The sequence below is a fragment of the Nocardia sp. CA-107356 genome (genome assembly GCF_050946365.1).
Taxonomy (GTDB): Bacteria; Actinomycetota; Actinomycetes; order Mycobacteriales; family Mycobacteriaceae; genus Nocardia.
In genome coordinates, this window is record NZ_CP191992.1 from 9,904,470 (window position 1) to 9,930,084 (window position 25,615).

Consider the following 25,615-nt stretch of genomic DNA (forward strand, 5'->3'; position numbering starts at 1 on the left):
GCCGGTGCGCGGATCGTTCGGCACCGTATGTGCACCTGCACGGTGGTCGAGACTCGCACTGCAGCGCATCCACTTCGACGACTCCAGCGCGAGACAGGCCACGAACGGGCCGCTCGTAAGACTCGCTCCGTCGTGGTCGCCGGTGCGCGGATCGTTCGGCACCGTATGTGCACCTGCACGGTGGTCGAGACTCGCACTGCAGCGCATCCACTTCGACGACTCCAGCGCGAGACAGGCCACGAACGGGCCGCTCGTAAGACTCGCTCCGTCGTGGTCGCCGGTGCGCGGATCGTTCGGCACCGTATGTGCACCTGCACGGTGGTCGAGACTCGCACTGCAGCGCATCCACTTCGACGACTCCAGCGCGAGACAGGCCACGAACGGGCCGCTCGTAAGACTCGCTCCGTCGTGGCTGACAGTGGTCGAAACAGAGCTGGCACCGATCGCAGGGCCGACTCAGGACGTCGGGTTACCAGGTGGGATGCCTTTGGCCGCAGTGGATCCGCAGAATTCTTCGATCCGTTCATCGAGGTAGCGCGCTTCCACCGCATCACGGAACGCCGGTGCCGCGATCCGCTGCCGTACGCCGATGAGCCGTTCCTCCAGTTGCGCGATGCGCTTGTCCTCATCGAGTCCGAGTACCGGGAGCAGCGCGGCGGCCGCGCCGTCCAAACTGCCGTTGATCAGGTGCGCGGCGGCGCTGTCGACCCGGGCCAGCGCCTCGGCGCCGTAGGAACGCTGCTGTGAGGGGCCGTTCGCATACAACTCGATGGCCCGCTGGGTCGCGGCCAGCGCGGGTTCGGCCTGGCCGAGGTGGATATAGGTCGCGCCCGCGTAGTAGCTGGCCTTCGCCTCGTTGAAGCCGAAGACGCCGCCGACCTCGTCGTGCAGGGTGTCGGCATCGGATACCTCGCGGGCATCATCGGCGGCGCGAATGCAGCGATCGACATCGGTGTCACTGCCCAACTGGGACCAGATCCTGGCCTCGATATTCAACAGTCGCACTTTGGCCGTGGCCGATTCGGCGAAGTCCTGTCCGCTCTGCGCCAGCAGGACGCCGCGGCGCGGACGGTCGGACCAGTACTCGATGAGCGCGTGCATGCCGCGGGTCCAAGCGCGCAATCCGTTGTGCCCGCACAGCTCCGAATACGCCCAGGCCGCCCTGATCTGCTCGCCCGCGGCGTCCAAATACCCCAGGTCGGTGCTCGCGTTGGCGAGCAATCCCGACAATGTGCCCGCCAACAGGTATAGGTGACTGGTGTCGGCGGGGCGCTGATGGCCCTCCAACAACCGATACACCCGGCGTCGAACTCGCAGCATCTCCACCATCATCGGCATCGGTGGGATGTGCACATAATCGTTCGCGATGCGCGTGACATCGGCGTCGAGCTGTTCCAAGGTGGTGGCACCCACATTGGTGCTCTCGGCCTGGCCGGCGTGCTCGCTCGCCTCGTGGGCAGCCGCCATGATCAGATCCCTCTCCGAAATCGCTTCTAACGCATCACCTCTCATCGCACCAGCGTCTATGAGAGCCAAAAGGTCCGCGTCGCTCGAATAACTGGCGCGGGCCGATGCCTCGGCCCGCCTATCGAATCCGGGCGCGGCCGGTCGATCGAACACCGGCTGATCGATCATGGCCGCGAACCGTGCCCGCACAACTTCATCGGACCTGGCCAAGGATGTATCGAGGGCGGCTTGGTTGATCGGACGTGGATGAACCCGCGCGCCACCGGCCTCCCACTTCGATACCAGCCGCTCGTGGACTCCCAAATGTGCCGCGAACTCCCGGATACTCATCCGCCGGGCATCGCGAAGGGCACGGGCCTCCCTACCTGACCACTGCCTGACCACGATGTCATCCCTTCCGAACCAACTTCCTCCCAGGGTACGAGTGCTTTGTGAGTGCGGCCACATCCAAAAGCATTCCGCTATCAGAGGCAGCGGAAGGGCAGCGGAAGGAGGGCGGGTGGGCAATAGCCGAATCGCCGTCTCGCACAGGACCCTTGGACGGAGGAGGCAAGGAGTTGGCCGTGAATGTGGAAAAGCTCAGGACAGTCGATGATTGGGTGGCCTTCTACCGGCACGAATTCGGACTACCGGTGACCGAACGTGGCGGATTCGTGATGCTGCCCATTACCGGCCGGGTCTGCGTTGTCCATCTGCCAACCGTCCGGGCCGAAAAGGTCGGGGCCGCATTGGAACAGCAGGGGACGAGGGGCCCCATGCTGGCCAGGCAGATCCGCTGGAGCTTCCTTGCCGAGCCGGACAGTCGGCCGGGCGCGCAGGTATTGGAGGTGCTGAACCGTCTCGATATAGGCATACCCGCCATCGGCAGTGCCGTGATGTTGCCGACCGGGCTCGGGCGGTGGACCCGGGAAGGGTGCTTCTGGGTCAACCCACCGAGTCACGGCGACACGCTCCCACCGTTATCCGCCATCATCACGACGGCCCTGGCAGTGGGGGCGGGCGGCGGGGACTGAATGCGTCGTCGGTCCCCGCCGCTGCCCGGCGCCGAACCTACCGAGTCCGCCCCTTTACTGGCAGTCGACAGGGGCGGGCTCGGCTGGGTGCCTCAGGTACGTTCACGCCATCCAGCCGTGCACGTATGGGCAGCGATAAGGCGGCAGATTTGCAGCCACCGAAGACCACGGCCCGCCGAGGCGAGTCACATGGTGGCTCCGGCCATCGCATGAGGACCGCCGTTCGACTCGCCTCGATGCACCGAGCTAGGTGGGCAGCGGGAAGTTGAGGTAGGACCTGGAGGGGGTCGGGCCGCGCTGGCCCTGATACTTCGAGCCTGCGGTGGTGCTGCCATAGGGGTGCTCGGCCGGACTGGTCAGGCGCAGCAGGCACAGTTGGCCGATCTTCATGCCGGGCCACAGGGTGATCGGTAGGTTCGCGACATTCGACAGTTCCAGCGTGATGTGCCCGCTGAAGCCCGGGTCGATGAAGCCGGCCGTCGAGTGAGTGAGCAGGCCGAGCCGCCCGAGGCTGGACTTACCCTCGAGCCGACCGGCCAGATCGCTCGGCAGCGTGCACACCTCGAGCGTGGAGCCGAGCACGAATTCGCCCGGATGCAGCACAAAGGGCTCACCGTCGCCGGGCTCGACCAGGCTGGTCAGCTCGTCCTGGCGTTGCGCGGGATCGATATGGGTGTAGCGGGTGTTGTCGAATACCCGGAACAATCCGTCCAGGCGCACATCGATACTCGACGGCTGGATCAGATTTTCCAGAAGCGGCTCGACGCCGAGACGCCCAGCGGCGATCTCCGCACGGATGTCACGATCGGAAAGCAGCACGCCGACGAGCGTAGCGCCTGCTGGATGACGCTCCGCAGCCGCCGCATGCCGACAAACCGAGACGCCCACCGCTCGGGCCGGCCGAACGACTCGATTCGGTCGCCGTCCCGCGTGTAGTTCAGTACTGCCGCAGAAACTCTCGGACAGCCTCGGCGCATCCGATCGGGTCGCCCCTGTGTACGAAATGATCGGTGCCGAGCGTGACCAGTGTGGAGTTGGGCCGTCGGGCGATCATGTCCGCGACGAGGCCCGGATCGACGCACGGCTGTCGGCTGCCCGCGATCAGCAGGGCCGGGCATTCGCTGCCGAGCCAAGCGGCCCAATGATCGCCGGTCACCTGCGCTTCGGAATCGACCATATCCTGCGCCACAAAGGGTAGCCGCCAGCTGCCATCTGCGTTCTGCCGCAACACATTCGCGAACATCGGGGCAGCGAACCCGAGTGCATCGAGCAGCTCTTGTCGGATCGCGGAACGCAGCCCGAGACATCGGACGAAATCGGTCAGATGGACAGCGAGAAGGCGGCCGCCCAGCGCGAGTCGCGCCCCCTACGCCACCGCGCAACGCCTGGTCACGACGGCCGCGATGGCACGGAGTACCTGGATGCGTTCGCCGATCCTCGGCGGAAAATCCGAAGTAAATACGGACCTGGGCTCCAAAAGCCCCGGTCCGGACTGGCCGAACAAGGTAGTTGACCGGCATATGGCCTGGTCTGATAGAGTCGCGAACGCGCATAGCGCACTGCCGATGTAGTTCAATGGTAGAACTTCTGCTTCCCAAGCAGACAGCGCGGGTTCGATTCCCGTCATCGGCTCAGACGAAGGCCCCAGGCAGCTTGCCGGGGCCTTTTCTCATCCGATACCTGTCACCAAAGTCGTTCCCCACCTCCGGATTCGGCGATTCGGGTTCGGCTTTCGACGAGCCCCCTCGACCCGCTCCCGCTCCCGCTGCGGGCGTCGGTACGGGCGGTGCGGGCCCAGTACTGGGGTGTTAGCGCGAGATGGCTCGCCGGAGGGATGTGGGCGGGCGGGCGCCGGGGCGACGATCGCGTCATGGTCTTCCCCCGCACGCTGTTCTGCGCTGCCCTCGCGGCCGCACTGATACCGGCCGCCTTGGTCGCCTGCACTTCCGCATCGAGCCCGACACCGACCGTGAACTGGCATTCCTGCCAGGAGAATGCCGAATTCGACTGTGCGACAGTCACCGTGCCGATCGACTGGGCCGATCCCAATGGCGCGACGATCGATATCGCCGTGGTGCGCGATAAGGCCGATGACCTGGCGCAGAAGGTGGGGACGCTGGTCTCGCTGCCCGGCGGACCCGGATCCTCCGGCGTGGACGACATCCTGAGGGGCGGGAAGTTCTCGCCCGAACTGCGGGCGCGATTCGACATCATCAGCCTCGATCCACGTGGGGTGAAGCGTAGCCACCCGCTCCGATGCGATGCCGGTCTGGTTGCGCACCGGCCGAATATGGTGCCGGATCTGGGCGGTCGGATCGACGAAGTTCGTTCCTATGCAACGGATCTCGCGGCCAGTTGTCGGGAATATACGGGGCCGCTCGTCGATCATCTCGATGCCGTGAGCGTCGCGCGCGATGTGGAGGCACTGCGGGTCGCGCTCGGAGTGGACCAGCTGAACCTGTACAGCCGGTCGTACGGGACCATGCCCGCGCAGGCGTATGCGGAGCTGTTCCCGCAGCGGCTGCGGGCATCGCTGATGGACAGCGTGGATGACCACAGCCTCGACGGTCGCGGCTTCCTCGCGTCCGGAGCACGCGCGGGCCAAGACACCTTCGACGAATTCGCGGCGTGGTGCGTACGCGACGAGACATGCACGCTACACGGCACCGACGTGCACCAGATCTACGGCGAACTCTTCGCCAAGGCCGGGCGCGGGGAGCTGCCCGACCTTGCAGAACCGAATAGGCCACTGGGGCCTTTGGATCTGAGTGCCAAAGTGACACAACGGCTTTACCGTCCCGATTGGGCCGGTTTGGCCGCTGACCTACAGGCGCTCACCACCCAGCCACCGGCCGCCTCGGTACAGCCTGCCGCGGCCAAGAGATCGGGCGAGCCGACGGCAGCGCCGGAGACAATCGTGTGCGCCGACTGGAAATTCGATATCACCGATCAGGACGACTGGATCGAGCAGTGGCATGAGCAGAACACCAACGCCCCCACGCTACGCGCCCATTTCGCTTGGGCCGCAGGAACTCTCTGCTCCGGCTGGCCGACCCCACCACCGAACCTCCAGCACCGCCCACGGATCGCGGGCACCCCGCCGATCCTGATCCTCAACAGTCGGCACGACCCCGCCACGCCACTCGAATGGGCAACCCGAGTAGCCGCCCAAACCTCCGACGCCACCCTGCTCACCTACGACGGCTGGGGCCATGGCATCTACGCCCGCACCCCCTGCACCACCTCCGCCGCCGACCGCTACCTCATCGATCGCACCGTCCCAGCACCCTCGACACACTGCCCAGCCGCCTGACCAGGTCCGCCCATGATGTCGGTGCCCATCGCTATCGTCGACCGACCATCATCGCCTGATCCGCGAGGGACAGCCTCTTGCTCGGGTCGATGGTTTCGATATCGACACAACGGGTTTCACATCGGAGGAGCGCAGCTCGATCACCGGCCACCACTGGTGGACATCGGACGAGCTGAACGCAACCGACTGGTGCCCGGCGACCTACCCTCGCTACTGACAGATCTACTGGTCGCCGGGCCACCGCAGGAGCCCATCTCGCTGACGGCCCGAATGCGACCGCCCCATAGTGATCGAGCCGATCAGCTCACTTCGGGCGGCAGTCGGTGAAGATCTTGTTGTTGGCTTCGCGGGCCTTATCGGCGTCCGACTGGCTCATACCGAAGTTGTTGGCGTCGGCGGCCTTGGCGTCGTATTCGTCGCCGATCATTTTGCGCAGACCATCTTGCGAAATACCTTGGTCCACATAGACCTTCGCGGCACAGTCGGCCAGGGTCTTGTCCTTGAGGCCCTTGTCCTGTAGCGATTTGGCGAGGTCGGCCTGGGTTACCGCGGGCTGGTCCGCGGCCTTGTCGTTACCGCACGCCGCCAATATCGGCAGCGCGACGAGCGCTGCGGCGATCAGGAAGGTCCGCACCTGATTCCTCTTCTCAGTTCAGTCTGCACATGTGACTGCCACCGCGGTGGCGCCGCAACGATAATGCCGTACGGCGCCCAGCGGTGCTCGAGTGATCGACGTCCCAGCCTCGGTTCAAAGATCCATGGCGGCGCGCAACGCGGTATCCAGCCGTTCCAGCGCATCCGATTCCATTTCATCGATGGGCTCGGCCAGCCAGCCGCGATAGATGCGGCCGATATTCCCGGCATGCACCCACCCGTGCCGTTCGACCGGTACGGCCAGGATGTCCAGTGGATCCTCGTCGACGACCTCGGCGGCGATCAGCCACTGCCTCGATGATTCGTTGATGCCATCACTGCTGATGAGCACGACGGTACGGCGCCGCGGCGAACCGTGTGGGTGATAGATCCACAGTTCACCCCTGCGCACGCATCGCCTCCTCGGCGGCGGCCAGCTCCGCCTCGTCCGCCGCGGCCTGGGCCGTCACATCCGGCACCGGACCGACGCCGGTCCGCACGGCTTCGCGACGCGCTGCCTTGGATATCCACGCCGAGGGCGACATCCCCGCACGAGCCGCCGCCTGTTCGGCGAAGGCCCAGGATGCCTCATCCAGCGAAAGGGTGACCTTACGCGTTGCCATACCATTTATCGTACCGATGTTTGGGCCGACTGCCAGCGGAAATCCGGTCTCGGTCATGGCCGGAAATCTCGGTCCGACGCCTGGCCACGGCTGTTACGGTCACAGTATGACGACGTTGAACCACCACCGGGTCGGCGTGGGGGAACCGCTGGTTCTCGTGCACGGCGTCGGCAGCCGCTGGCAGGTGTTCGAGCCGATCATCGACACCCTCGCGGAATCCTTCGACGTCCTCGCCGTCGATCTGCCCGGCTTCGGGGGTTCCGCGCCGATCGCGCACACCACCGTCGACACCCTCGCCGAAGCGCTCGCCGACTTCCTCATCGAACAGGGCATCGAGCGGCCGCATCTGGCGGGCAATTCGATGGGCGGGCTCATCGCACTGAACCTCGGCGCGCGCGGGCTGGCCCGCTCGGTCACCGCGTACTCCCCGATCGGATTCTGGGACACCCCGGGGCGGGTGTGGTGCCAACAGTCACTCGGCAAGTCCCGCCAAATCGCGCGTGCGCTACGCCCGGCCTGGCCGACCGTCCTCGGCACCGCCGCGGGCCGCACAGCCTTCCTGAGCCTGGTCTTCGGCAAGCCGTGGGCGATCGATACGCAGGTCGCCATCGACACCGCGCGCGGCGCCGTCGACGCACCCGCCTTCGAAGCCGCCCTCGACTCCTTCGTCGATGCGAAGCTGCACGAAATCGGTGCGCTGACAGATATTCCCGTCACCATCGCCTGGGGCAACCGGGATATCCTGCTGACCTACGCCACCCAGAGCACGCGTGCACGCGCCGCGCTTCCGAACGCCCGCCACATCACACTGCACGGCAGCGGCCACACCCCGTTCTTCGACGATCCGGCCGGATGCGCGAAGGTCTTGCTCGACACCATCAGTCCGCGGCGCTGACCGGCCGCGTCAGGGTGGTCGGATCCGCCTTGCCGAGCAAGATCCGAACCGCATTTCCCCAGCGGTGCCGCAGGATTCGATTGCGGTCGAGATCGCCGGTGAGCAGCACCCGCATCGCGAGACCCGTCATGATCTCGATGGTGAATTCGGTAATGGTCGGCACCCGCGGGTCGTCGGGAAACTCCTGACGGAAGATGTCGCGAATGCTGTTGTGCATCAAGTCGAATAGTCGATGCTCCAGCGGTAGGAACGCGGCGAGCAGATCCGGATCGGTGCGCGCGGCGACCCACATCTCCAGTGCCGCCCAGAATGTCGGCCCGGTGAACATGCGCATGGTCAGTTCGACGGCCGTTTCGAGCCGGTCCGCCTCGGCCGGAATCGCCTCGAATTCCCTTGTCAGCTGGGCGAACCGGCGCTCGGCGAGATGTTCGACGGCACCGGCGAGCAGATCCGCCTTGGTTGGGAAGTGGTGCTGGAGGGTGCCGCGCGGCACCGCGGCCCGTTTCTGCACCTCGAGCGTGGTAGTGCCCGCGTAGCCGACCTCGACCAGACTGTCCACCGCCGCGTCCAGGAGTCGCGTGCGCATGCGCGAGCGGCGCTGCGCCTGTGTCTCCCGGACGCGTTCGGGTCCGCCCGCCGCCCGGCCACCACTGCGCGTGGTCAGCGTCCCTGCCACTGGGGTTCGCGCTTCTGCGCGAAGGCCAGCGCACCCTCGGCGGCGTCCTTGGAGAACAGTGCGGGCAAGGCGATTTCGCCCTGCTTCGCGAAACTCTCGGCGACCGACCAATCCGGCGACTCGTCGATGATGCGCTTACTCGCGGCCACCGCGAGCGGCGCGGCCGCAGCGATTTCGGTCGCCAATGCCAGCGCACCCGCCAGCGCCGCACCGGGTTCGGTGATCCGGTTGATCATGCCGAGTTGGTAGAGCCGTTCGGCGTCGATGCGTCCACCGGTGAGCGCCAACTCCGCGGCGATGGGACGCGGCAGCCGCTGGGTCAGCCGCAGTACACCGCCGCCCGCGGCGACCAGGCCGCGCTTCACCTCCGGAATGCCGAACTGGGCGTTACTCGCGGCGACGATGAGATCACCGGCGAGCGCGAGCTCGAAGCCACCGGCGAGCGCGAAGCCCTCGACGGCCGAAATCATCGGCTTGGCCGGTGGTTTCGCGGCAATGCCGAGCGGGCCGCGGTTCGGGGTCATCGGCATCTCCCCCTTCGACGCGGCGACCAGATCCATTCCGGCACTGAAGGTTCCGCCCGCACCGGTGAGCACGAGCACCCGCGCGGCAGTGTCGGCCTCGAATTCGTCGACGGCGGCCTCGATGGCCTGCGCGGTGGCGAGGTTGATGGCGTTGCGGGCTTGCGGGCGATTGACGGTCAGCAAGGTGATCGCATCGCGCCGTTCGACCAAGACCAAATCAGTCATCGGACATCCTCTCGGTAAATTGCCGCGTGGTCATCTCGGCGGACGCCGGGATCCAGGCGGTGTAGTGGGGACCAGCCGAATATTCGGTGTCGGTTTTCGCTGGACGGCGGGAGGTTTCAGTCATCGGACAGACCTCTCGGTGAGCAGGGTGAGCTTGTCGGCCGCGGCGATGTGGGCGGCCGCGCCGATCGGATCACCATCGGTGAACGACGCGATGGTATCGGCATCCGAGGCGCGAATCAGGATGCGACGGCCCGAGTTTCGCGCAGCGGGCAGTCCGGAATCCGGATCAGCGGACGTCAGCGCACTGATCACGACGGCCTCGGGTTCGTCGAAGTGATCGGGGGCGGGACCCTTGCGGTAGGCGACGGTGTAGGACTCGATGACGGCCGGTCCGGTATAGCCGGGCGCGGTATCACGCCGTGCCGCAGGCACTTCCGCTTCGACGGCGCGGAAAACTCGCGCGGGCGGTCGCGCCGAGTAGATGCCGATACCGTGTTTGGTGATGTACCAGCCCAGAGCGCTGGCCAGGCCGTAGGCCGATGGGTCGGCGCGCAGCCGATCGGCCAGTGTCGCGATCGAATGGGTCGCGTAGTTGTTGCCGGGGCCGCCCGCGAAGGTCAGCCCGCCGGTGACCGACAGCGGCCGGGCGGGATCGTCGATGGGCAGACCGAGCGCCTCGGCCGCGACCTGTACTGCGACCGGGAAGCAGGAGTACAGATCGATATGCGCGATATCGTCGATGCCGATACCCGCGCCGGACAGTGCGGCCCGCCCGGCCGCGGCGATGGCGGGTGAGGTGGACATATCCGCGCGTTCGGAAACGAACCATTCGTCGGTGGCGGTGGCGCCGCCATGCGGAAAAACCCAGCGGTCTCGCGGTACGCCCGCCGCATCGGCCGCCGCCGCGCTGCACAGGATCAGTCCCGCACCTTGGTCCACCGAGAGGTTCGCGACGAGCAGCTTCGGATACGGCGTCGACACCATGCGGTTCGCGCGCGTCGGCGTCGTCACATCGTCGATGGAATGTTCGGTCGGCTGCCACGCATACGGATTCCGCGCCGCCACCGCCGAGAGCCGCGACCACAGTCCGCCGATGCGCTCCCGATGCGCGGCCTCGCTCAGACCGAGCCGCCCGCGCAGCGCGGTCTCCATCAGCGCGTAGAAGTAGACCGGACCCCACAACCCCGCCGCGGTCTCCATATCGGTATTGGGTCCGCGGTCGGTGCCGATAACCTCGGTCGCCCGCACATCCTCGGCCTGCTCGGGCCACTCGAGTACGGCACCGGTGCGGGTGGCCGTATTCCAGGACGCGACCGATTCGGCCCCAGTGATCAGCGCGACCTCGCACCGTCCGTCGGCGATGGCCTGCGCGACCGTATTGACCAGGCGCTGCGGTGCGTCACCACCGAACCGTGCCGATTGCAGCGTGCGCTTCGCGCGGGTGCCCAGTTCCGCCGCGACCAGCGCGCCGAGGTCCGGGTACGGCCTGCTCACCGGGGCCACCGCGGCGATCAGATCGGCCGATCGCAACAGCCGGTCGCCGGTGCCGCTGTCCACACCGGCCCGGCGTAGCGATTCGGTGGCGAGTTCGACAGGTCCGGGTAGTCCCGGCTCGCCGCTTCGGTGCACGACCTGTCCGACGCCGACGAGCACCGGCGTTCGCGGATCCAATCCGGGTGGCAGCATGGTTCCTCCACTTCTTACCGTCAGCATTGACGGTAACTTGCGTTCGATTAGAACAGAGCGCAGGTGTTCGAGCAATGCTCTCGACACGAACTGACTCGCGGGTAAGATCCGGGAATGGGCTCCGATATCGCGCTGCGGTTCGACAGCGACCGCGCCTACGTCACGCTGAACCGGCCGGATAAGCACAACGGCCTCACCATCAATATGCTCCGCGACCTCGTCACGGCCGCGCACACCATCGCCGGCCACAAGGACGTCCGCGCGGTCATCCTGTCCGGCAACGGCCCGAGCTTCAGCAGCGGCCTCGATATCGCCGAGACGACCGGCGATCCACTCGCCGTGGTGCGCAACTTCATCCCGCTGCCCTGGCGCGGCACCAACACCTTTCAGGAGGCGTGCTGGGCGTGGCGTCGACTCTCGGTGCCGGTAATCGCCGCGGTGCACGGCCGCTGCTACGGCGGCGGACTGCAGATCGCACTGGCCGCCGACGTCCGCTTCGCGACCCCGGACGCGGAGTTCTCGGTAATGGAGGCCAAACACGGTCTGGTCCCGGATATGACCGGCGCGGCGACGCTGTCCCGTCTGATCGGCGTCGACAAGGCGCTGCTGCTGACCATGACCGCCGACACCGTGGACGCCGCCTACGCCGAGCGGATCGGTCTGGTCACCGAGGTGACCGCTGACCCGGTGGCGGCGGCGGAGAAGCTCGCCGCCCGCATCGCGACCCGCTCCCCGCACGCGGTCGCGGGGGCCAAGCAACTCTTCGATCGCTCCTGGCACGCATCGGCTCGGCGCACCTTCGCTATCGAACGGGCGACCCAGCTGCCATTGGTCCTGCGACTGGCCTTATCTCGCAGCAAACGATCGGCAACTTAGATCGCGAAGTTTCTACAACTTCGATGACGAATCGTGCAAGCCACCAATTCCACCGGTTTTCGCTGTTAGCATCTTGAACGATTTGCCAGCCAGCCGAAATGTGGCGCGAAACACACGATAGATACTGCGTATCGTGCCGCCTCGGCCAGAAACGGAGGGCTAAGAGACTTTGAACAAGTCCGTATCCGCTTTGTTTTCGGCATTGGCAGGAGCATCGGCCTTGCTCCTTGTAGCGACTACCCCTGCATCGGCAAACCCGAACGCCATCAACCCTTTCCCCGTCCTCAACGGCACCAACGGTCTACCCAACCTGGTCGGCCGCACCAGGGCGGTATTCCAGGTGACCGGACTGGCCAGCCCGAACAACACCCAGAGCTATAACGTGCTCGGCACCGATCTGGGCATCATGTGGGACAACGGCGACGGTGAGATGCTCACCGCATTCGGCGATACCGCCGGACTCGGCCTGCCGAACCTGCTGGTCGGCAGCACCTGGGCGTGGCGCAGCAATATTCTCGTGCGCAGCCACACCCACGATCCGTCCAATGGCATCTACTTCGACAGTGTCGTGCGCGATATCTTCGGCCAAGCGCGCGACCTGATCCCCAGTCCGAAGATCCCGTTCGTGGAGATCAGCCGCATCCCGACCGCGGGCATTTCGGTCGGCGGCGTCCAGTACATGAGCATGATGTCGGTGCAGACCTGGGACGATGTCGGTCAGTGGACCACCAATTTCTCCGGGCTCGCCGCCTCCGCCGATAACGGGGAGACCTGGGCCGATCTGACCACGGCGCGGCGTCCGAATGATGGCGCCAACGCCAACTTCCAGATGAATGCGTTCCTCAAGGACGGCGGGTACGTCTACGAGTACGGCACCAAGTCCGGGCGCAATCGGGCCGCGTACGTCGCCCGGGTGCGTGAAGGCGATATCGCGAACCTGGGCGAATACGAGTACTGGGACGGCGGGCACTGGAGCAAGAAGGGCGATGTCGATGCCGCGGCGCCGATCATGGGGGGCGTCGGCGAAATGTCGGTGATGTACAACGCGTACCTCGGTCAGTTCATCTCGCTGACTACCGATCCGTTCAATTCGGTGGTTATGCGGCGGGCCGCATCGCCGCAGGGCCCATGGAGCGATCCGGAGGTGCTGATCGATACACGGGAGCTGCCCAGCGCGTATGCGCCGTCGATCTTCCCGTACCAGACCGGACGTGATCTGTACTTCGTGACGACGGTGCATCAGCAGTACAACGTGGTTTTGATGCGCTCCACGCTCTGAATCGGCTCAACCGGGAGATCAACGGGACATGGCTGCGGTTTCGGCAGCCACGTCCCGTTCATCTTGTTTCGAGTTCGACTTGACCTCAATATCACTTCAGGTATGAAGCTGATCGCGTCGGATCGTCGAGCTTCGGGAGAAATCATGGGCACCACCGCCGCAACCAGCGAATCGGTCAGCGCCGCATCGACTTTGCGGAGATGGCTGCGAGCGAATGCGCGGCCGATCTCGGATACCGAGGCGAACAGCACCGGTCCGGATCTCGCGCCGCTCACCGCTCGGCTCGGATCGGCGACCGTGGTCGGGCTCGGTGAGTCGACCCGGTTCTCCCGGCAGACCTTCGGATTGCGCGAGCGCGTATTCCGGGTGCTGGTCGAGGAATACGGGTACCGAGCGCTTGCGGTACAGGACAGCGCGCGCTCCGGCGAGCGGCTCGACGCCTATGCGCGCACCGGCGCGGGTGATCCCGAATCGGTGCTCGCGGGGGCGTGGCGGCCGACCCGGACATCGGAAATGGCGGCAGCGCTGTCGTGGATTCGCGTGTTCAATCAGGAGCACCCCGACGATCCGGTCCGGATCTTCGGTGTCGAGCCGCCGCGCGCGGAACCGTCGGACTACGACGTGGTGCTGGATTACCTGCGCCGACATGCGCCGGATCGCTTGGCCGCCATCGAATCCCACCTCACCCCGATCCGCAGTGCACACCGCGTGGACGAACATGTGCAGCGCCATCAAGGAATTCACCCGGGCCGCCCGTTCATCGACGACGCCCGCGACGCCCGCGCCCTCTTCGAAACACTCCCGGCGACAATGGAATTCGACAATGCACTGACACATCTACAACTCATTGTCGATTTCCACGAGAAAAGCGTTGCCGGACAGGGCGGTTTCGCGCGCGATGAACGACCCGCCGCAGATCGGGTTATCGAATGGCAGCGCAGCACCGGCGCGAAAATCGCCTATTGGGACGGCATAGGCCACACCGCCGCACGCTCCCTCGGCGCCGGCCCGGCCGAAACCTCCGAATTCCACGGCACGGGCAGCTATTTACGCGCACACTTCGGCGCACAATACATATCAGTGGCCATCGGCTTCCATCACGGAGATCTCGGCATGGCGGTAGCACCGGAACCACGACCGGACCTCATCGACGCAACGCTAGGCGAGCTGGACCTGCCCGCTTACTACGTGGATCTGCACAAGGCCGCACCGGATTCGGTGCAACAGTGGCTGCACAGCCCCGCAAAACTGCGCACGATCAGCGGCATCTACGACCCCGCCGAAGACGCCACCGCCCACACCCCGGTGCGATCCCTGATCGACGCATTCGACGTACTCGTCCACATCCACGAAACCTCCCCGGTGCACTGGCTGCCAGAAGTGAGCGCCTAGGGCTCGCAGTTACGAACCAGCGAAACCGAGGGTGGGCGGGGCGGCGGGGTGGGTCGGGTCAATAGAATCTCGGGTATGGACGCGACCGATTGGGATACGCGGTATGCGCAGAGTGAATTGGTTTGGGGCGCACCGCCGAACATCACGGTGGTGGAGCATGTGTACGGGCTGGAGCGGGTTGCTCCGCTGGTACCGGACCCCGCCGATGGCGATGCGCCCGGTCTCCCGCGCGCCCTGGACCTCGCGTGCGGCGAAGGTCGCAATGCCTTGTGGTTGGCCACGCACGGGTGGCAGGTGCATGCCGTCGACTACTCACAGGTGGGGATCGATAAGGGCCGCACCATCGCGACGCGGTTGTCCCGCTCGGTTCGCGGCCGCATCAGCTGGCAGTGCGCGGACGTCACCGATTTGGATGCCGCGGGCATCACCGGTCCATACGAACTGGTGCTGATGGTCTTCCTGCACCTGCCCGCCGAGCAGCGCCGCCCGCTCGTCCGCCGCCTCGCCGACCTCCTCGCCCCCGAGGGCACCCTGCTGATCCTCGGCCACGACAGCACCAATCTCACCGACGGCTACGGCGGCCCGCAGGACCCATCGATTCTCTTCACCCCCGACGACATCATTGCCGATCTCGGCCCCGACGCCGACCGCATCCGCGTCCGCATCGCCGACCGCGTCTACCGCCCCACCGAGGAACGCGACGCCATCGACGCCCTCGTCATCGCCACCAAACCCGCCCCATCCCCACAAGCCATCGAACCAGCCGCCCCACTCGGCTGAGCCGAACAGTGCCGCACACGTTCCAGGCGGCTATTGCGTGTGCGTCGCGGCAATACGTGCACGGCCCATCGAGGCAACCCGGACTACTGGGACCAGCGCTGGAGCCAGGGGGTGACCGTATCTGCGATGAGGTCGAAGCCCGAGCGGAAGGAGTGGGGTTGACCTGGGATTATGGCGACTTCGGTGGCGTCGGTGGAGGCGGGGATGCCGAAGGGATCGTTGGCGCCGTTGATTACTACGACTTCGATGTCACCGCAGGCCAATAGTTCGTCGCGTCGGGTCTTTTCCGGCTTGCCGGGGGGATGGAGTGGGAACGAGAGCGCTAGGACACCGCGGGCTTCGGCGGCGCAGGCGGTGCGGCACGCCACGCGGGCGCCATTGCTGCGACCGCCTTGGACCAGCGGCACCTTTTTCACCCGCTTACGCAGGTCAGCGACGATCTCGAGCCATGCCTCGTCCTGTTTCACGGCCGAGCCGGGCGCACGTCGCCCGGCGGCCCGGTACGGCTGCACCACCCGCGCCACCGCGCCACCGAGTTCGTATGCGCGATCCCGCACCGCAAGTAGATCCTTCGCGTCGACGCCGCCGCCGGATCCGGGCGTGAGCAGCAGCAGGAACGCCGCCTTGCGCGGCTTGTCGAGCTCGATCTCCGCGGGCCCGGCGCTCGTCTCGATTCGCACAATTCCCACGGTAGTCCCCGGGCTAACCCGAGATCGCCAAGTCATCGGGGGCGCGTCGGCCACCTGGCAGCCACCGGCAAACCCGAGCGGATCGTCTACTACGCGAGCCGTAGTCGATCGGCAATGCCGTCGGGTGTTTCTCGCATCACATTTGCCGGCTCGAGTCTTTGCCACCCCATTACCGACCGGTAATATGGCGAATAAGTTACCCGCGAGTAGCAAGTGCCGGATCGTTCGAGCAACCCGAACGGACGACCGGCACGGCTACCCGATGGACGACAACGGGCGGGAACGGCAACCAACCGACCGCACCAAACTCAACGGAGAGTGAGTAACAGACATGGGCCACTACAAGAGCAACGTCCGCGACCTGGAGTTCAACCTCTTCGAGGTACTCGGCCTCGGCGCACTCCTCGACGGCGACGCCTACGGCGATCTCGACACCGAGACCGTCAAGGAGATGCTCAACGAGGTGCGTCGCCTGGCCGAGGGACCGCTGGCCGACTCGTTCGTCGACGGTGACCGCAACCCGCCGACCTTCGATCCCGAGACTCACACGGTCACCCTCCCCGAGTCCTTCAAGAAGTCCTACCGCGCGCTCGAAGACGCGGGCTGGGCCAAGGTCGGCGTCCGCGAAGAGCTGGGCGGCCTCGCCGCGCCGAGCGCGGTCACCTGGGCGCTGAGCGAGATGGTCCTCGGCGCCAACCCGCCCGCGCAGATGTACGCCGCGGGTGCCGGTTTCGCGCAGGTCTTCTACAACAACGGCACTGACGAGCAGAAGAAGTGGGCTCAGATCATCGCCGATCGCAACTGGGGCGCCACCATGGTGCTGACCGAGCCGGATGCCGGTTCCGACGTCGGCGCCGGCCGCACCAAGGCGATCAAGCAGGAGGACGGCTCCTGGCACATCGAGGGCGTCAAGCGCTTCATCACCTCGGGTGACTCCGACGACCTGTTCGAGAACATCATGCACCTGGTGCTGGCCCGCCCCGAGGGCGCTGGCCCCGGCACCAAGGGCCTGTCGCTGTTCTACGTACCGAAGTGGCACTTCGACTTCGAGACCCAGACCCTGGGCGACCGCAACGGTGCCTTCGTCACCAATGTCGAGCACAAGATGGGCATCAAGGTCTCGGCCACCTGTGAGGTCACCTTCGGCGGCCACGGCGTGCCCGCCAAGGGCTGGCTGGTCGGCGAGGTGCACAACGGCATCGCGCAGATGTTCGATGTCATCGAGAACGCGCGAATGATGGTGGGCACCAAGGCCATCGCGACGCTGTCGACCGGTTACCTGAACGCACTGGACTACGCCAAACAGCGCGTCCAGGGCGCGGACCTGACCAAGATGACCGATAAGGCCGCCCCGCGCGTCACCATCACCCACCACCCGGACGTGCGTCGCAGCCTGGTGCTGCAGAAGGCCTACGCCGAGGGTCTGCGCGCCATCTACCTCTACACCGCCGCGCACCAGAATGCGGATATCGCCGAGCTGGTCTCCGGCGCCGATGCGGATGTGGCCTTCCGGGTCAACGATCTGCTGCTGCCGATCGTCAAGGGTGTCGGTTCCGAGCGGGCCTACCAGTACCTGACCGAATCGCTGCAGACCTTCGGTGGCTCCGGCTTCCTGCAGGACTACCCGATCGAGCAGTACATCCGCGACGCGAAGATCGACTCGCTGTACGAGGGCACCACCGCCATCCAGGCGCAGGACTTCTTCTTCCGCAAGATCGCCCGTGACCGCGGCGTCGCACTGGCCCACGTGGCCGGGCAGGTGCAGAAGTTCATCGAGTCCGAGGCGGGCAACGGTCGCCTCAAGGCCGAGCGCAAGCTGCTGGCCACCGCGCTCGAGGATGTGCAGGCCATGGCCGCCACCCTGACCGGGCACCTGATGGGTGCACAGCAGGATCAGACCGAGCTGTACAAGGTCGGCCTGGGTTCGGTGCGCTTCCTGATGGCCGTGGGCGATCTGCTGATCGGCTGGCAGCTGCTGCGTCAGGCCGAGGTTGCCATCAAGGCCCTCGACAACGGCGTGACCGGCGCCGATCAAGCGTTCTACACCGGCAAGGTCGGCGTCGCGCAGTTCTTCGCCCGCAACGTGCTGCCCGAGCTGACCGCGACCCGCGCCATCCTGTCGAACCTGGACAACGACATCATGGAGCTGGACGAAGCCGCGTTCTGATCCGATAGGGTTCGAACACAAGCGAATACGAACATCGGCGACCCGGAGCGATCCGGGTCGCCGATGTCATTTGCCGCGGCGCGACAACTCACGCCGCCGGATGGGCGCGGCGTCCGGCCGGTGGATCGGGAGCCCGGCCAGCACAACGGCATTGCCCCCCAACTGTTTCGCCTCGTACATCGCGGCATCCGCGCGGCGCAACAGCAGTTGGGGCCGATCGGTATCCGCACCGCCCTCACAGACGGCGACGCCGACGCTCGCCGTGATGGCGACGGGCAGCCCGGACGCCTCTTCGACGGCGCGGCGCAACTTTTCGGCCGTGGCGAGCGCGCCATCGCGATCCAGTTCGCCGACCACCGCGAACTCCTCGCCGCCGGTCCGGGCGACGATGGCATCGGGATCGACCACCGCCCGCAGTCCTTCGGCCGTCGAGGTGAGCACCTGGTCGCCGACGATATGACCGAACGTGTCGTTGACAGCCTTGAAGCGATCCAGATCGAGGGTGATCACCGATAGGCACCGTTGATGACGGGAGCGATGCAGGTAGTAGTCGAGGCCGCGCCGATTCAGCAGCGCCGTCAGCGGATCCGACAGCACATCGGTGCGCAGCACCCAATAGCAGAACTGCAGCGCGGGCAGCACAACGACGATGGCCGCCACCATGATCAGCACCATCGCCGCCGCCAGCGGTAGGTCGCCGCCCTTGGACTCGGCCACTGCACAAGCGGCGATAACACCAACGGAAAGCAATGACCACGCGGCGTGCACGGCAAGGGCCTGCGGGCTATGGAAGAACGTGATGTAGGCCCCGGTCACCACCAAGAGCATCGCGCTCAACGCTCCGTATACCCGGTCGCCGTCCACCAGGCACGAGGCGGTGATGGCGATATCCGCCCAGGCACACAGGGCCAGCGAGGTGAGCGCACGCGGCCATGGGAACAGCCACCAGCGCACCGTCCATATCGCCGCCGTGATCCCCGCGAACGCGAAGATCGCACGTTCGACCGTTCCCGAAGGACCGGCGGGAGACAGCGACATCAAGATATTGATCAGCAGCATTACCGCGCCGCCCGAACCGATGACGAACTTGACCGGACCGAGGGCGAAATGGGATTCCAATGTCCGCACGAGCCAGCGATAATGCACCGGATCGTGCCACCAGCTGCGAAGCACCGCGCGACTGTCACCCATGAAGCCACCGCCTAGTGTTCACGAATCCTGCTGGATGTACTGGAACAGCTGTGCCCTGACGAACGATCCGGCAAACGGTCGCCGACCGAATTGCAACGAGCGACCGGTGCGGTCGCCAGCGGTGACAGGCCAGCCCCACCGAAGACCCGTCTCGTGATGATCTTCAGTCTACCGATGGGCAGGTGTCCGGCTCCACATCGAACGTCTGCGGACATCGGGTCGGAAACCGGGCACAATGGCCGGGCAGATCGCGCTAGAAGGGATCGTCCGGATGAACCGATCGCTGTCCGCACTCACCAGAGCCGGTGTCCTCGCCGCTGCCCTTTCGGTCGCGATGGCCGGACCGGCCGTCGCCGAACCGAATCTCGTTATCCCCATTCCCGGTATCAACCCCATCCCCGGCATCAACGGCCAGCCGCGCGGCCTACCGCGCCTACCCGGACTGACGCAGGCGGTCTTCCAGATGACCGGGATGGACAGCCCCAATCGCACACAGAACGTCAATGTGCTCGGCACCGACCTCGGCATCATGTGGGACGACGGCAACGGCCGGATGCTCACCGCCTTCGGCGACAGTGCGGGCATCGGCCTGCCCAACCTGCTGGTGGGCAGCGTCTGGGCCTGGAGCAGCCAGGTTCTGTTCAGCAGCGCCACCAAGGATCCGGCGCAGGGGATTTCATTCGACGGCGTCGTGAGCAACAATCCCCTGCCCAGTCCGAAGATTCCCGGGATCGAGATCAGTCTCATTCCGACAGCGGGCATTTCGGTCGGTGGCGTGCAGTACATGAGTCTGATGTCAGTGGCCGCCTGGGGCGAGCACGGCAAGTGGAACACCAACTTCTCCACTCTCGCCGCCTCCGGTGACGGGGGGCGGAGCTGGGCCCCGTTGACCACGACCCGGCGCGCGAATGTGGACGGATACCAGAACTTTCAGCAGAACGCCTTCCTGAAGGACAACGGCTACATCTACCGCTACGGCACGCCCGCCGGACGGCAGCATCCCGGATTCGTCTCGCGGGCAATGGAATCCGATATCGCCGATATCGACCGCTACGAGTACTGGGACGGCAAGGAGTGGAAGCCCGACGCCAAGGTGGCCGCTCCCATTGTCGACGGCGTCGCCGAGCTGTCGGTGATGTGGAACGACCATCTGGGCAAATTCATCATGCTCACCACGGATTCGACCAATTCGGTTGTGCTGCGCAGCGCATCGGCACCGGAGGGACCGTGGAGCGAGCCGCAGGTGCTCGTCGATGGCGCCGCCCTACCGAGTGCATATGCACCGATGATCTTCCCCTACCAGACCGGCAGTGACCTGTACTTCTTACTGTCGGTATACAACCAGTACAACGTCCTGCTCATGCGAACCCCGCTGTAAGTCGAATCGCCCACTCACCAGGTCGAGCTCCGAAAGTCTGTGCCCGACCAACTCGCCCCACCCGCACCCCAACGCCCCCACCTGGGCGCGCCCTCGAACAAGCAACTCTTGCGGGATGCAGACCGCCTGAACGCCGCTGGCGCAGTTTGGTCCGGCAAAGACTGCCTGGATAGCCCTCCCCCACCGACCACCTCACAAAGGTTGCAACCTATGCGAGGCGCTCACCCCCTATCCGTCAGCCCACACCCCAACGCGCTACTCGCACTTCACTACTGGGATCGGGTCGTATTTGACGGTGCGGGTGTGGCGGGAGATTTCGCGGCCGGTTTTACGGTCGGTGATCACGCGGGTGTCGGAGATGGTGAAGCCTGGTGCGCCTTCGGTGGCAATGCAGTCCTTGCCCTTCGGGAGCTTTACGGTGGTCGGCTCGGTGGGCTTGGTCTTTTCGCCGGTGATGGATTCGACGTTGACCGTCTTGGTGCCCCAGAGGCGGACGGTGACCTCGGAGTCGGTGGTCGACGTTTCGATGTAGACACCGGATTGGCTGTTGTTGCGGAACGCGAGGTCGATGACGCCGTCGAAAACGGTGGCCTCACGCGCGGCGGGGTAGCGGGAGATGTAGTAGCTGTGCTCGGTGTGGCCCGCGTCCTCCATGCCCGCGAAGTAGGCGGCGTTGTAGAGGGTGGTGGCGAATTGGCTGATACCGCCGCCGACGGCGGTGCTCGGGCGGCCGTGGTCGATGATGCCGGATTCCACATAGCCCTCGGCGGTGCCGCGTGGGCCGGTGAAATCATTGAGCGAGAAGGTGTCTCCCGGCTTGACGATGGCGCCGTTCACCTTCTTGGCGACCACACGGATATTCACGCCGGACGGACCGCTGAACCCGTTGGTGGTGAATTGGCCCATCACCTCGGTGACGCCTAGCGCGTTGGCGGCCTCGGTGGTGAGTTTGGGCTCCACCTTGTCGTAGATGGCCTGCGCGGTGCGCTCCTGCGGAGCCACGACCACAGTCGGCAACTGCTCCAACGTCTTCGCCCAATTGATCTTGTCGCCGACGACGGCAGGTACCACAGTGGGTTTCGCCCCGGTCAGTGCGAAGGTCGCGTCCTTGGCCTCGACCTCCGACGGCGCGAGCTGCGGTCCCAGAACGCCCAGCGCCACATCCTGTTTGAAGGTCGCGGCGAGACCGCCCTGACCATCGGGGGCGAAGGAGAGTATGGATGCGATCTGTTCCGGCTCCAACCTGCCGGTCGCATCGTTCTTGCCCGCGAAGACGATCGGCGCGCGCACCGCCGGTTCGGCAACAGTGTGCAGGGCCTGCTCGACCGCCTCCGCGCGCACGGCGATCGGCGCCGCGGTCTCCGGAAGATCGAGCAGCGCACCGAAATACCAGTTGTCGACGAGCGCGGTGCGCGCGGCGGAGACATCGAGGATGCGGCCGGGCACCGGCGGTACGGCGACCGGACGGGCGCCGTCGAAGGCGATGGTGCCCTCGACCGTCGGGCGGTCGTGCACGCGCAGCGCGGTGAGCTGAGCATCCAGTGCGTTGTCGTCGACTGTGCTTGCGACCGACACGGTGTGCGTGGTGAACAGCGAGGTCAGTCGGGTGATCGGATTGCGCGGCTGGGATCCGATGCGGGCCCACGTGGTATCCCAATCAACCGCAAGGCCAGCGGTTTTGGGCGTCAATCTGGTCTGCACGTCGCCGATCAGCAGCGGGAGCTCCTGCTCGGCGCGCGGGTCGAGCGCGGTTCGCAGTTGCGCATCCGCCGCCGCGGTGTCCTTGCCGCCGATATCAATACCGGCGACCACGACCCCGCGCGGCACGTGCCCCGACGAAAACACAAGGTCCGCAACGTAAGCCAGCCCAGCCATCACGATCAACGCACCAACACCCATGCCGATGCGTTTGACGAGGGGCGATTTCAACCCGCCCGACTTCGGCGACGTATCGGGTACGCGCCGCCGCTGCCAACGCGCACTGGCATCCGACGCCTCGGATGCCTCCCCGGATCCCGCCGCTTTCGGCGGCCGCGCTGTCCGAAACGGCTCGGTCGGTGCCGAATCCCCGCCCCACTCCCCCGCCTGCTGTCCCGACAGCTGCTGCACCCCAGACTGCTGCCGCGTCGCCGAATCACGCTGTGCCACCGCTTGATTTTCGTCCACCGAATGATCCTGGGCCACTGATTGATCCTCGGACAGTGACTCGTACGGTGTCGCCGAATGACGCTGTGGCATCGAATGATGCTGCGCTGCGGATTGATGCTCGATCGCTGACTCGAACTCCGCCGCGAACTGGTGCGACACAGACCGGGGCTGGGGCGAGCGGGGCTGAGGCTGATGCGCAGCCCCCGAATGATGTTCTGCCAGTGACCGATGCTGCGCGGCCGACTGGTGCTCGGCCGCTGACTCATTGTGCGCTGCCGACCGGTGTTGGGGCGACGGGGGCTGAGACGGATACGGGGCCGCTGGTTGATGGTGCGTCGAGGACTGATCCTGCGCCGGCACCTCATGCGAGCCATCCACGTGATGCGACCCTGCCGCATGCTGGGAAACCGTACGCGGCAGAGGAGGCTGACGCTGCACAACCGCCCGATCGCGAGCAGCCGCCTGATTCGGATCTACCGTCTGAGACACTTCCGGCGCCCGCTGCGGACTCGAGGCCTCCGGTGCGCCCGGCACCTGCTGCGAGACGGGGCGTGGCGGTGGGGGCTGGCGGCGGGTTGCGGATCGGGCCGAGTCGAGGAGCTGTCTCAGTCCGACTTCGCCGTCCTCATGTCGGCCGCGTCGTCCGGTGCTCGATTCGCTCGTCACGAACCGTCCTCCCCGCTCGATCGAAAGGAGCTCGCACGGTGCGAGTCTCCGCCAACGATAGTGGTCGCTACCGACATCGGCAGCACAGCACGGTCCAACAGCAAATCCCGCGCAACGGACCACGTCACATATGAAAGAGCCCCGCGCAGTTGCCGGGTCGGGGGTCTGGCAACTACGCGGAGCCAACACGTTTATCGGTGCGACGCAGCGTGCGTTACACCCGCGCGAGACAATCGAGGAGAACTCTCGCCACCAGGGCCCACGCAACGAGGGAGATGGATGGAATGCAGCTGGGAATGATCGGCCTAGGCCGGATGGGCGCCAATATCGTGCGCCGGATCGTCAAGGACGGGCACACCGCCGTCGGCTACGAACGCAAACCGAAGACCACCGTCGCTCTCACCGAGGAACTGGGCAGCGACAGTTTTCAGGGCTACACCGACCTGAAGGACTTCGTATCCGAGCTGGAGACCCCGCGGGTGGTCTGGGTAATGATCCCGGCTGCGGTGACCGGTCAGATGATCGGCCGGGTGGCCGAGTTGCTCGAGCCCGGCGACATCATCATCGACGGCGGCAACAGCCGCTACCACGACGACATCGCGCGCGCCGCCGCGCTCGAGCCCAGGGGTATTCACTACGTGGATATCGGCACCTCGGGTGGGGTGTTCGGACTGGCCCGCGGCTTCTGCCTGATGATCGGCGGGGAGGCCGAGCCGGTGGCGCATCTGGACCCGCTGCTGAGGTCCATCGCACCCGGGGTCGAGGCGGCCGAACGCACCCCGGGCCGCACCGGCGACCCTTCCGCCGCTGAGCAGGGCTATCTGCACTGCGGTCCGGCCGGTGCGGGCCATTTCGTGAAGATGGTGCACAACGGCATCGAATACGGCGCGATGGCCGCCTACGCCGAGGGTCTCAACATTCTGCACAAGGCGAATATCGGCGCGAATCACGACGCCGTGGCCTCGGCCGAGGAGACCCCGCTCGAGCATCCGGAGTGGTATCGGTACGACATCGACGTGCCCGAGGTGGCCGAGGTGTGGCGACGCGGCTCGGTGGTCGCTTCCTGGTTGCTGGATCTGACGGCGAGTGAGCTCTACGCCGATCCGACCCTGGAGTCCTTCGACGGCCGGGTATCGGACTCCGGAGAGGGACGCTGGACCCTCGACGCCGCGGTCGATACCGGGGTCCCCGCGCCGGTGCTCGCATCCGCGCTGTTCGGGCGGTTCTCCTCGCGCGGGGAGGCGCTGTACGCGGACAAGATGCTCTCGGCCATGCGTAAGGCCTTCGGCGGACATGACGAGTTGCCCTCGAAGTAGGACCACCCGAAAACCGTCTCAGACGCAACCGGGTGTGGGACAACGTTGTCCATGGACCCGAGCGATTCGGGTAGTAGGGATCCATGGCTGCGAAGCATGTGATTCGCAATGGCGAGGTCGACATCGTCGTATTCGAGCAGGGGCATCCGGACGGTCCGACGATTCTGCTGTTACACGGCTGGCCCGACAACCATCACCTCCCGGGACAACCTGGCACCGGACTGACCGATCGGTGCCGGATGTCGATTCGGCGAGCACATCGTGGATCTGTCGAGCACGGCCCGATATACCCCCGCAACAGGGGTCAGCGCCCATTCCACCAGTAAGGCAGTGGTTTTCATGTTCTCCGACTGCCTGCGCGCGGCATCGGCGGGGGCGCGGCATCGGTGTCAGCACGATGTGTCCGGGCGTCGTACACACGAATATCGTTCGGAATACCCGGATGTCGGGTGTTTCGACCGAGGAAGAGGAGCGCAGGCAGCAGCTCTACCGACTGCGGAATATGGCCAGGAGAAGGTGGCCGAACGAATCGTGCAGGCGGTGCGGACGAATCGGGAGATTGTCCCGGTGACGCCGCAGGCCCGGGTGCGGTATCTCTTCGGTCGGCTCGCGCCCGGCCCTCTCCGCTTCGCCGCCGCCCCCGGGAGTTCGATGCGCTGACGCCCGGGGCGGGAA

The 25,615-nt window shown here is 65.9% G+C and carries 22 protein-coding genes, 1 tRNA gene and 1 pseudogene; 12 read left to right on the forward strand and 12 right to left on the reverse strand.

Features of this window, described 5'->3' with window-relative positions; all coding sequences use genetic code 11:
- Positions 1-456: 456 nt before the first annotated feature.
- Positions 457-1,467: an XRE family transcriptional regulator gene (locus ACQP1G_RS44505; RefSeq protein ID WP_433196523.1), complete on the reverse strand. Its 1,011-nt coding sequence runs from the start codon at positions 1,465-1,467 to the stop codon at positions 457-459.
- A gap of 563 nt (positions 1,468-2,030) precedes the next feature.
- On the opposite strand from ACQP1G_RS44505, the gene ACQP1G_RS44510 reads away from it, so the two are divergent.
- Positions 2,031-2,480: a hypothetical protein gene (locus tag ACQP1G_RS44510; RefSeq protein WP_433196525.1), complete on the forward strand. Its 450-nt coding sequence runs from the start codon at positions 2,031-2,033 to the stop codon at positions 2,478-2,480.
- Between the two features lie 246 nt (positions 2,481-2,726).
- On the opposite strand, the gene dcd is transcribed toward ACQP1G_RS44510, so the two are convergent.
- Both dcd and ACQP1G_RS44520 read right to left on the reverse strand, forming a co-directional pair.
- Positions 2,727-3,299: a dCTP deaminase gene (gene dcd / locus ACQP1G_RS44515; protein ID WP_433196527.1), complete on the reverse strand. Its 573-nt coding sequence runs from the start codon at positions 3,297-3,299 to the stop codon at positions 2,727-2,729.
- Positions 3,300-3,417: 118 nt separating this feature from the next.
- Positions 3,418-3,657, reverse strand: a complete 240-nt coding sequence (locus ACQP1G_RS44520) for an alpha/beta fold hydrolase (protein WP_433196529.1) — start codon at positions 3,655-3,657, stop codon at positions 3,418-3,420.
- A 384-nt stretch (positions 3,658-4,041) separates the two neighbouring features.
- Here ACQP1G_RS44520 and ACQP1G_RS44525 point away from each other — a divergent pair.
- Both ACQP1G_RS44525 and ACQP1G_RS44530 read left to right on the forward strand, forming a co-directional pair.
- Positions 4,042-4,112 (forward strand) — tRNA-Gly (locus ACQP1G_RS44525).
- Positions 4,113-4,350: 238 nt separating this feature from the next.
- On the forward strand, positions 4,351-5,793 hold the full coding sequence (locus ACQP1G_RS44530) for an alpha/beta hydrolase (protein ID WP_433196531.1): 1,443 nt from the start codon (positions 4,351-4,353) through the stop codon (positions 5,791-5,793).
- Between the two features lie 304 nt (positions 5,794-6,097).
- Here ACQP1G_RS44530 and ACQP1G_RS44535 read toward each other — a convergent pair whose 3' ends face one another.
- From ACQP1G_RS44535 to ACQP1G_RS44545, 3 genes are all read right to left on the reverse strand, one after another.
- Positions 6,098-6,427 (reverse strand): hypothetical protein, encoded by a 330-nt coding sequence (locus tag ACQP1G_RS44535; protein ID WP_433196533.1) that lies wholly within the window; start codon positions 6,425-6,427, stop codon positions 6,098-6,100.
- A gap of 114 nt (positions 6,428-6,541) precedes the next feature.
- On the reverse strand, positions 6,542-6,838 hold the full coding sequence (locus ACQP1G_RS44540) for a hypothetical protein (protein WP_433196535.1): 297 nt from the start codon (positions 6,836-6,838) through the stop codon (positions 6,542-6,544).
- Positions 6,825-7,049, reverse strand: a complete 225-nt coding sequence (locus tag ACQP1G_RS44545; RefSeq protein ID WP_420770692.1) for a hypothetical protein — start codon at positions 7,047-7,049, stop codon at positions 6,825-6,827. Before ACQP1G_RS44545 ends, ACQP1G_RS44540 begins: the two co-directional genes overlap by 14 nt.
- Before the next feature lie 106 nt (positions 7,050-7,155).
- Between ACQP1G_RS44545 and ACQP1G_RS44550 the strand changes: the two genes are divergently transcribed.
- On the forward strand, positions 7,156-7,944 hold the full coding sequence (locus tag ACQP1G_RS44550) for an alpha/beta fold hydrolase (protein ID WP_433196537.1): 789 nt from the start codon (positions 7,156-7,158) through the stop codon (positions 7,942-7,944).
- On the opposite strand, the gene ACQP1G_RS44555 is transcribed toward ACQP1G_RS44550, so the two are convergent.
- The 3 genes from ACQP1G_RS44555 to ACQP1G_RS44565 form a co-directional block, all read right to left on the reverse strand.
- Positions 7,928-8,620, reverse strand: a complete 693-nt coding sequence (locus tag ACQP1G_RS44555; RefSeq protein ID WP_433196539.1) for a TetR/AcrR family transcriptional regulator — start codon at positions 8,618-8,620, stop codon at positions 7,928-7,930. The genes ACQP1G_RS44550 and ACQP1G_RS44555 overlap by 17 nt on opposite strands.
- Positions 8,605-9,369 carry a crotonase/enoyl-CoA hydratase family protein gene (locus ACQP1G_RS44560; protein WP_433196541.1) on the reverse strand — a complete coding sequence of 255 codons (765 nt, stop codon included), beginning with the start codon at positions 9,367-9,369 and terminating at the stop codon, positions 8,605-8,607. Before ACQP1G_RS44560 ends, ACQP1G_RS44555 begins: the two co-directional genes overlap by 16 nt.
- Positions 9,370-9,489: 120 nt before the next feature.
- Positions 9,490-11,058, reverse strand: coding sequence for an acetyl-CoA acetyltransferase (locus ACQP1G_RS44565; RefSeq protein ID WP_433196543.1), 1,569 nt, complete (start codon positions 11,056-11,058; stop codon positions 9,490-9,492).
- Between the two features lie 126 nt (positions 11,059-11,184).
- On the opposite strand from ACQP1G_RS44565, the gene ACQP1G_RS44570 reads away from it, so the two are divergent.
- The 4 genes from ACQP1G_RS44570 (at position 11,185) to ACQP1G_RS44585 (ending at position 15,385) form a co-directional block, all read left to right on the forward strand.
- A complete protein-coding gene (locus ACQP1G_RS44570; protein ID WP_433209389.1) occupies positions 11,185-11,934 on the forward strand; it encodes a crotonase/enoyl-CoA hydratase family protein in 750 nt (249 codons plus the stop codon).
- A 169-nt stretch (positions 11,935-12,103) separates the two neighbouring features.
- Positions 12,104-13,213, forward strand: a complete 1,110-nt coding sequence (locus ACQP1G_RS44575; RefSeq protein ID WP_433196545.1) for a DUF4185 domain-containing protein — start codon at positions 12,104-12,106, stop codon at positions 13,211-13,213.
- 144 nt (positions 13,214-13,357) lie between these two features.
- Positions 13,358-14,605: an erythromycin esterase family protein gene (locus tag ACQP1G_RS44580; protein ID WP_433196547.1), complete on the forward strand. Its 1,248-nt coding sequence runs from the start codon at positions 13,358-13,360 to the stop codon at positions 14,603-14,605.
- A gap of 75 nt (positions 14,606-14,680) precedes the next feature.
- Entirely contained in the window at positions 14,681-15,385 is a 705-nt protein-coding gene (locus ACQP1G_RS44585; RefSeq protein ID WP_433196549.1) for a class I SAM-dependent methyltransferase, read from the forward strand.
- Positions 15,386-15,468: 83 nt separating this feature from the next.
- Here ACQP1G_RS44585 and ACQP1G_RS44590 read toward each other — a convergent pair whose 3' ends face one another.
- Positions 15,469-16,065 carry an alpha/beta hydrolase family protein gene (locus tag ACQP1G_RS44590; protein WP_433196551.1) on the reverse strand — a complete coding sequence of 199 codons (597 nt, stop codon included), beginning with the start codon at positions 16,063-16,065 and terminating at the stop codon, positions 15,469-15,471.
- Between the two features lie 340 nt (positions 16,066-16,405).
- Here ACQP1G_RS44590 and ACQP1G_RS44595 point away from each other — a divergent pair, with 340 nt between their 5' ends.
- The gene (locus ACQP1G_RS44595) at positions 16,406-18,241 is read left to right on the forward strand and encodes an acyl-CoA dehydrogenase (protein WP_433196553.1); all 1,836 of its coding nucleotides are present in this window, start codon (positions 16,406-16,408) and stop codon (positions 18,239-18,241) included.
- 66 nt (positions 18,242-18,307) lie between these two features.
- Here the strand turns inward: ACQP1G_RS44595 and ACQP1G_RS44600 are convergent, their stop codons facing one another.
- Positions 18,308-19,432 (reverse strand): diguanylate cyclase, encoded by a 1,125-nt coding sequence (locus tag ACQP1G_RS44600; protein ID WP_433196555.1) that lies wholly within the window; start codon positions 19,430-19,432, stop codon positions 18,308-18,310.
- Positions 19,433-19,703: 271 nt separating this feature from the next.
- Between ACQP1G_RS44600 and ACQP1G_RS44605 the strand changes: the two genes are divergently transcribed.
- Complete coding sequence (locus ACQP1G_RS44605) at positions 19,704-20,810, forward strand: DUF4185 domain-containing protein (RefSeq protein ID WP_433196557.1); 1,107 nt, start codon at positions 19,704-19,706, stop codon at positions 20,808-20,810.
- 255 nt (positions 20,811-21,065) lie between these two features.
- On the opposite strand, the gene ACQP1G_RS44610 is transcribed toward ACQP1G_RS44605, so the two are convergent.
- Entirely contained in the window at positions 21,066-22,976 is a 1,911-nt protein-coding gene (locus tag ACQP1G_RS44610) for a VanW family protein (RefSeq protein ID WP_433196559.1), read from the reverse strand.
- 857 nt (positions 22,977-23,833) lie between these two features.
- Between ACQP1G_RS44610 and gnd the strand changes: the two genes are divergently transcribed.
- Positions 23,834-24,940: a phosphogluconate dehydrogenase (NAD(+)-dependent, decarboxylating) gene (gene gnd, locus ACQP1G_RS44615; RefSeq protein ID WP_433196561.1), complete on the forward strand. Its 1,107-nt coding sequence runs from the start codon at positions 23,834-23,836 to the stop codon at positions 24,938-24,940.
- 249 nt (positions 24,941-25,189) lie between these two features.
- Positions 25,190-25,600: pseudogene (locus tag ACQP1G_RS44620) on the forward strand (SDR family NAD(P)-dependent oxidoreductase); the annotation flags it as partial.
- Positions 25,601-25,615 lie beyond the last annotated feature (15 nt).

Coding starts and splice junctions, on each gene's coding strand:
- ACQP1G_RS44505 (WP_433196523.1), bottom strand. CDS start 1,467: ATGGCGGCTGCCCACGAGGCGAGCGAGCACGCCGGCCAGGCCGAGAGC.
- ACQP1G_RS44520 (WP_433196529.1), bottom strand. CDS start 3,657: ATGGTCGATTCCGAAGCGCAGGTGACCGGCGATCATTGGGCCGCTTGG.
- ACQP1G_RS44530 (WP_433196531.1), top strand. CDS start 4,351: ATGGTCTTCCCCCGCACGCTGTTCTGCGCTGCCCTCGCGGCCGCACTG.
- ACQP1G_RS44545 (WP_420770692.1), bottom strand. CDS start 7,049: ATGGCAACGCGTAAGGTCACCCTTTCGCTGGATGAGGCATCCTGGGCC.
- ACQP1G_RS44550 (WP_433196537.1), top strand. CDS start 7,156: ATGACGACGTTGAACCACCACCGGGTCGGCGTGGGGGAACCGCTGGTT.
- ACQP1G_RS44560 (WP_433196541.1), bottom strand. CDS start 9,369: ATGACTGATTTGGTCTTGGTCGAACGGCGCGATGCGATCACCTTGCTG.
- ACQP1G_RS44565 (WP_433196543.1), bottom strand. CDS start 11,058: ATGCTGCCACCCGGATTGGATCCGCGAACGCCGGTGCTCGTCGGCGTC.
- ACQP1G_RS44580 (WP_433196547.1), top strand. CDS start 13,358: ATGGGCACCACCGCCGCAACCAGCGAATCGGTCAGCGCCGCATCGACT.
- ACQP1G_RS44585 (WP_433196549.1), top strand. CDS start 14,681: ATGGACGCGACCGATTGGGATACGCGGTATGCGCAGAGTGAATTGGTT.
- ACQP1G_RS44595 (WP_433196553.1), top strand. CDS start 16,406: ATGGGCCACTACAAGAGCAACGTCCGCGACCTGGAGTTCAACCTCTTC.
- ACQP1G_RS44600 (WP_433196555.1), bottom strand. CDS start 19,432: ATGGGTGACAGTCGCGCGGTGCTTCGCAGCTGGTGGCACGATCCGGTG.
- ACQP1G_RS44605 (WP_433196557.1), top strand. CDS start 19,704: ATGAACCGATCGCTGTCCGCACTCACCAGAGCCGGTGTCCTCGCCGCT.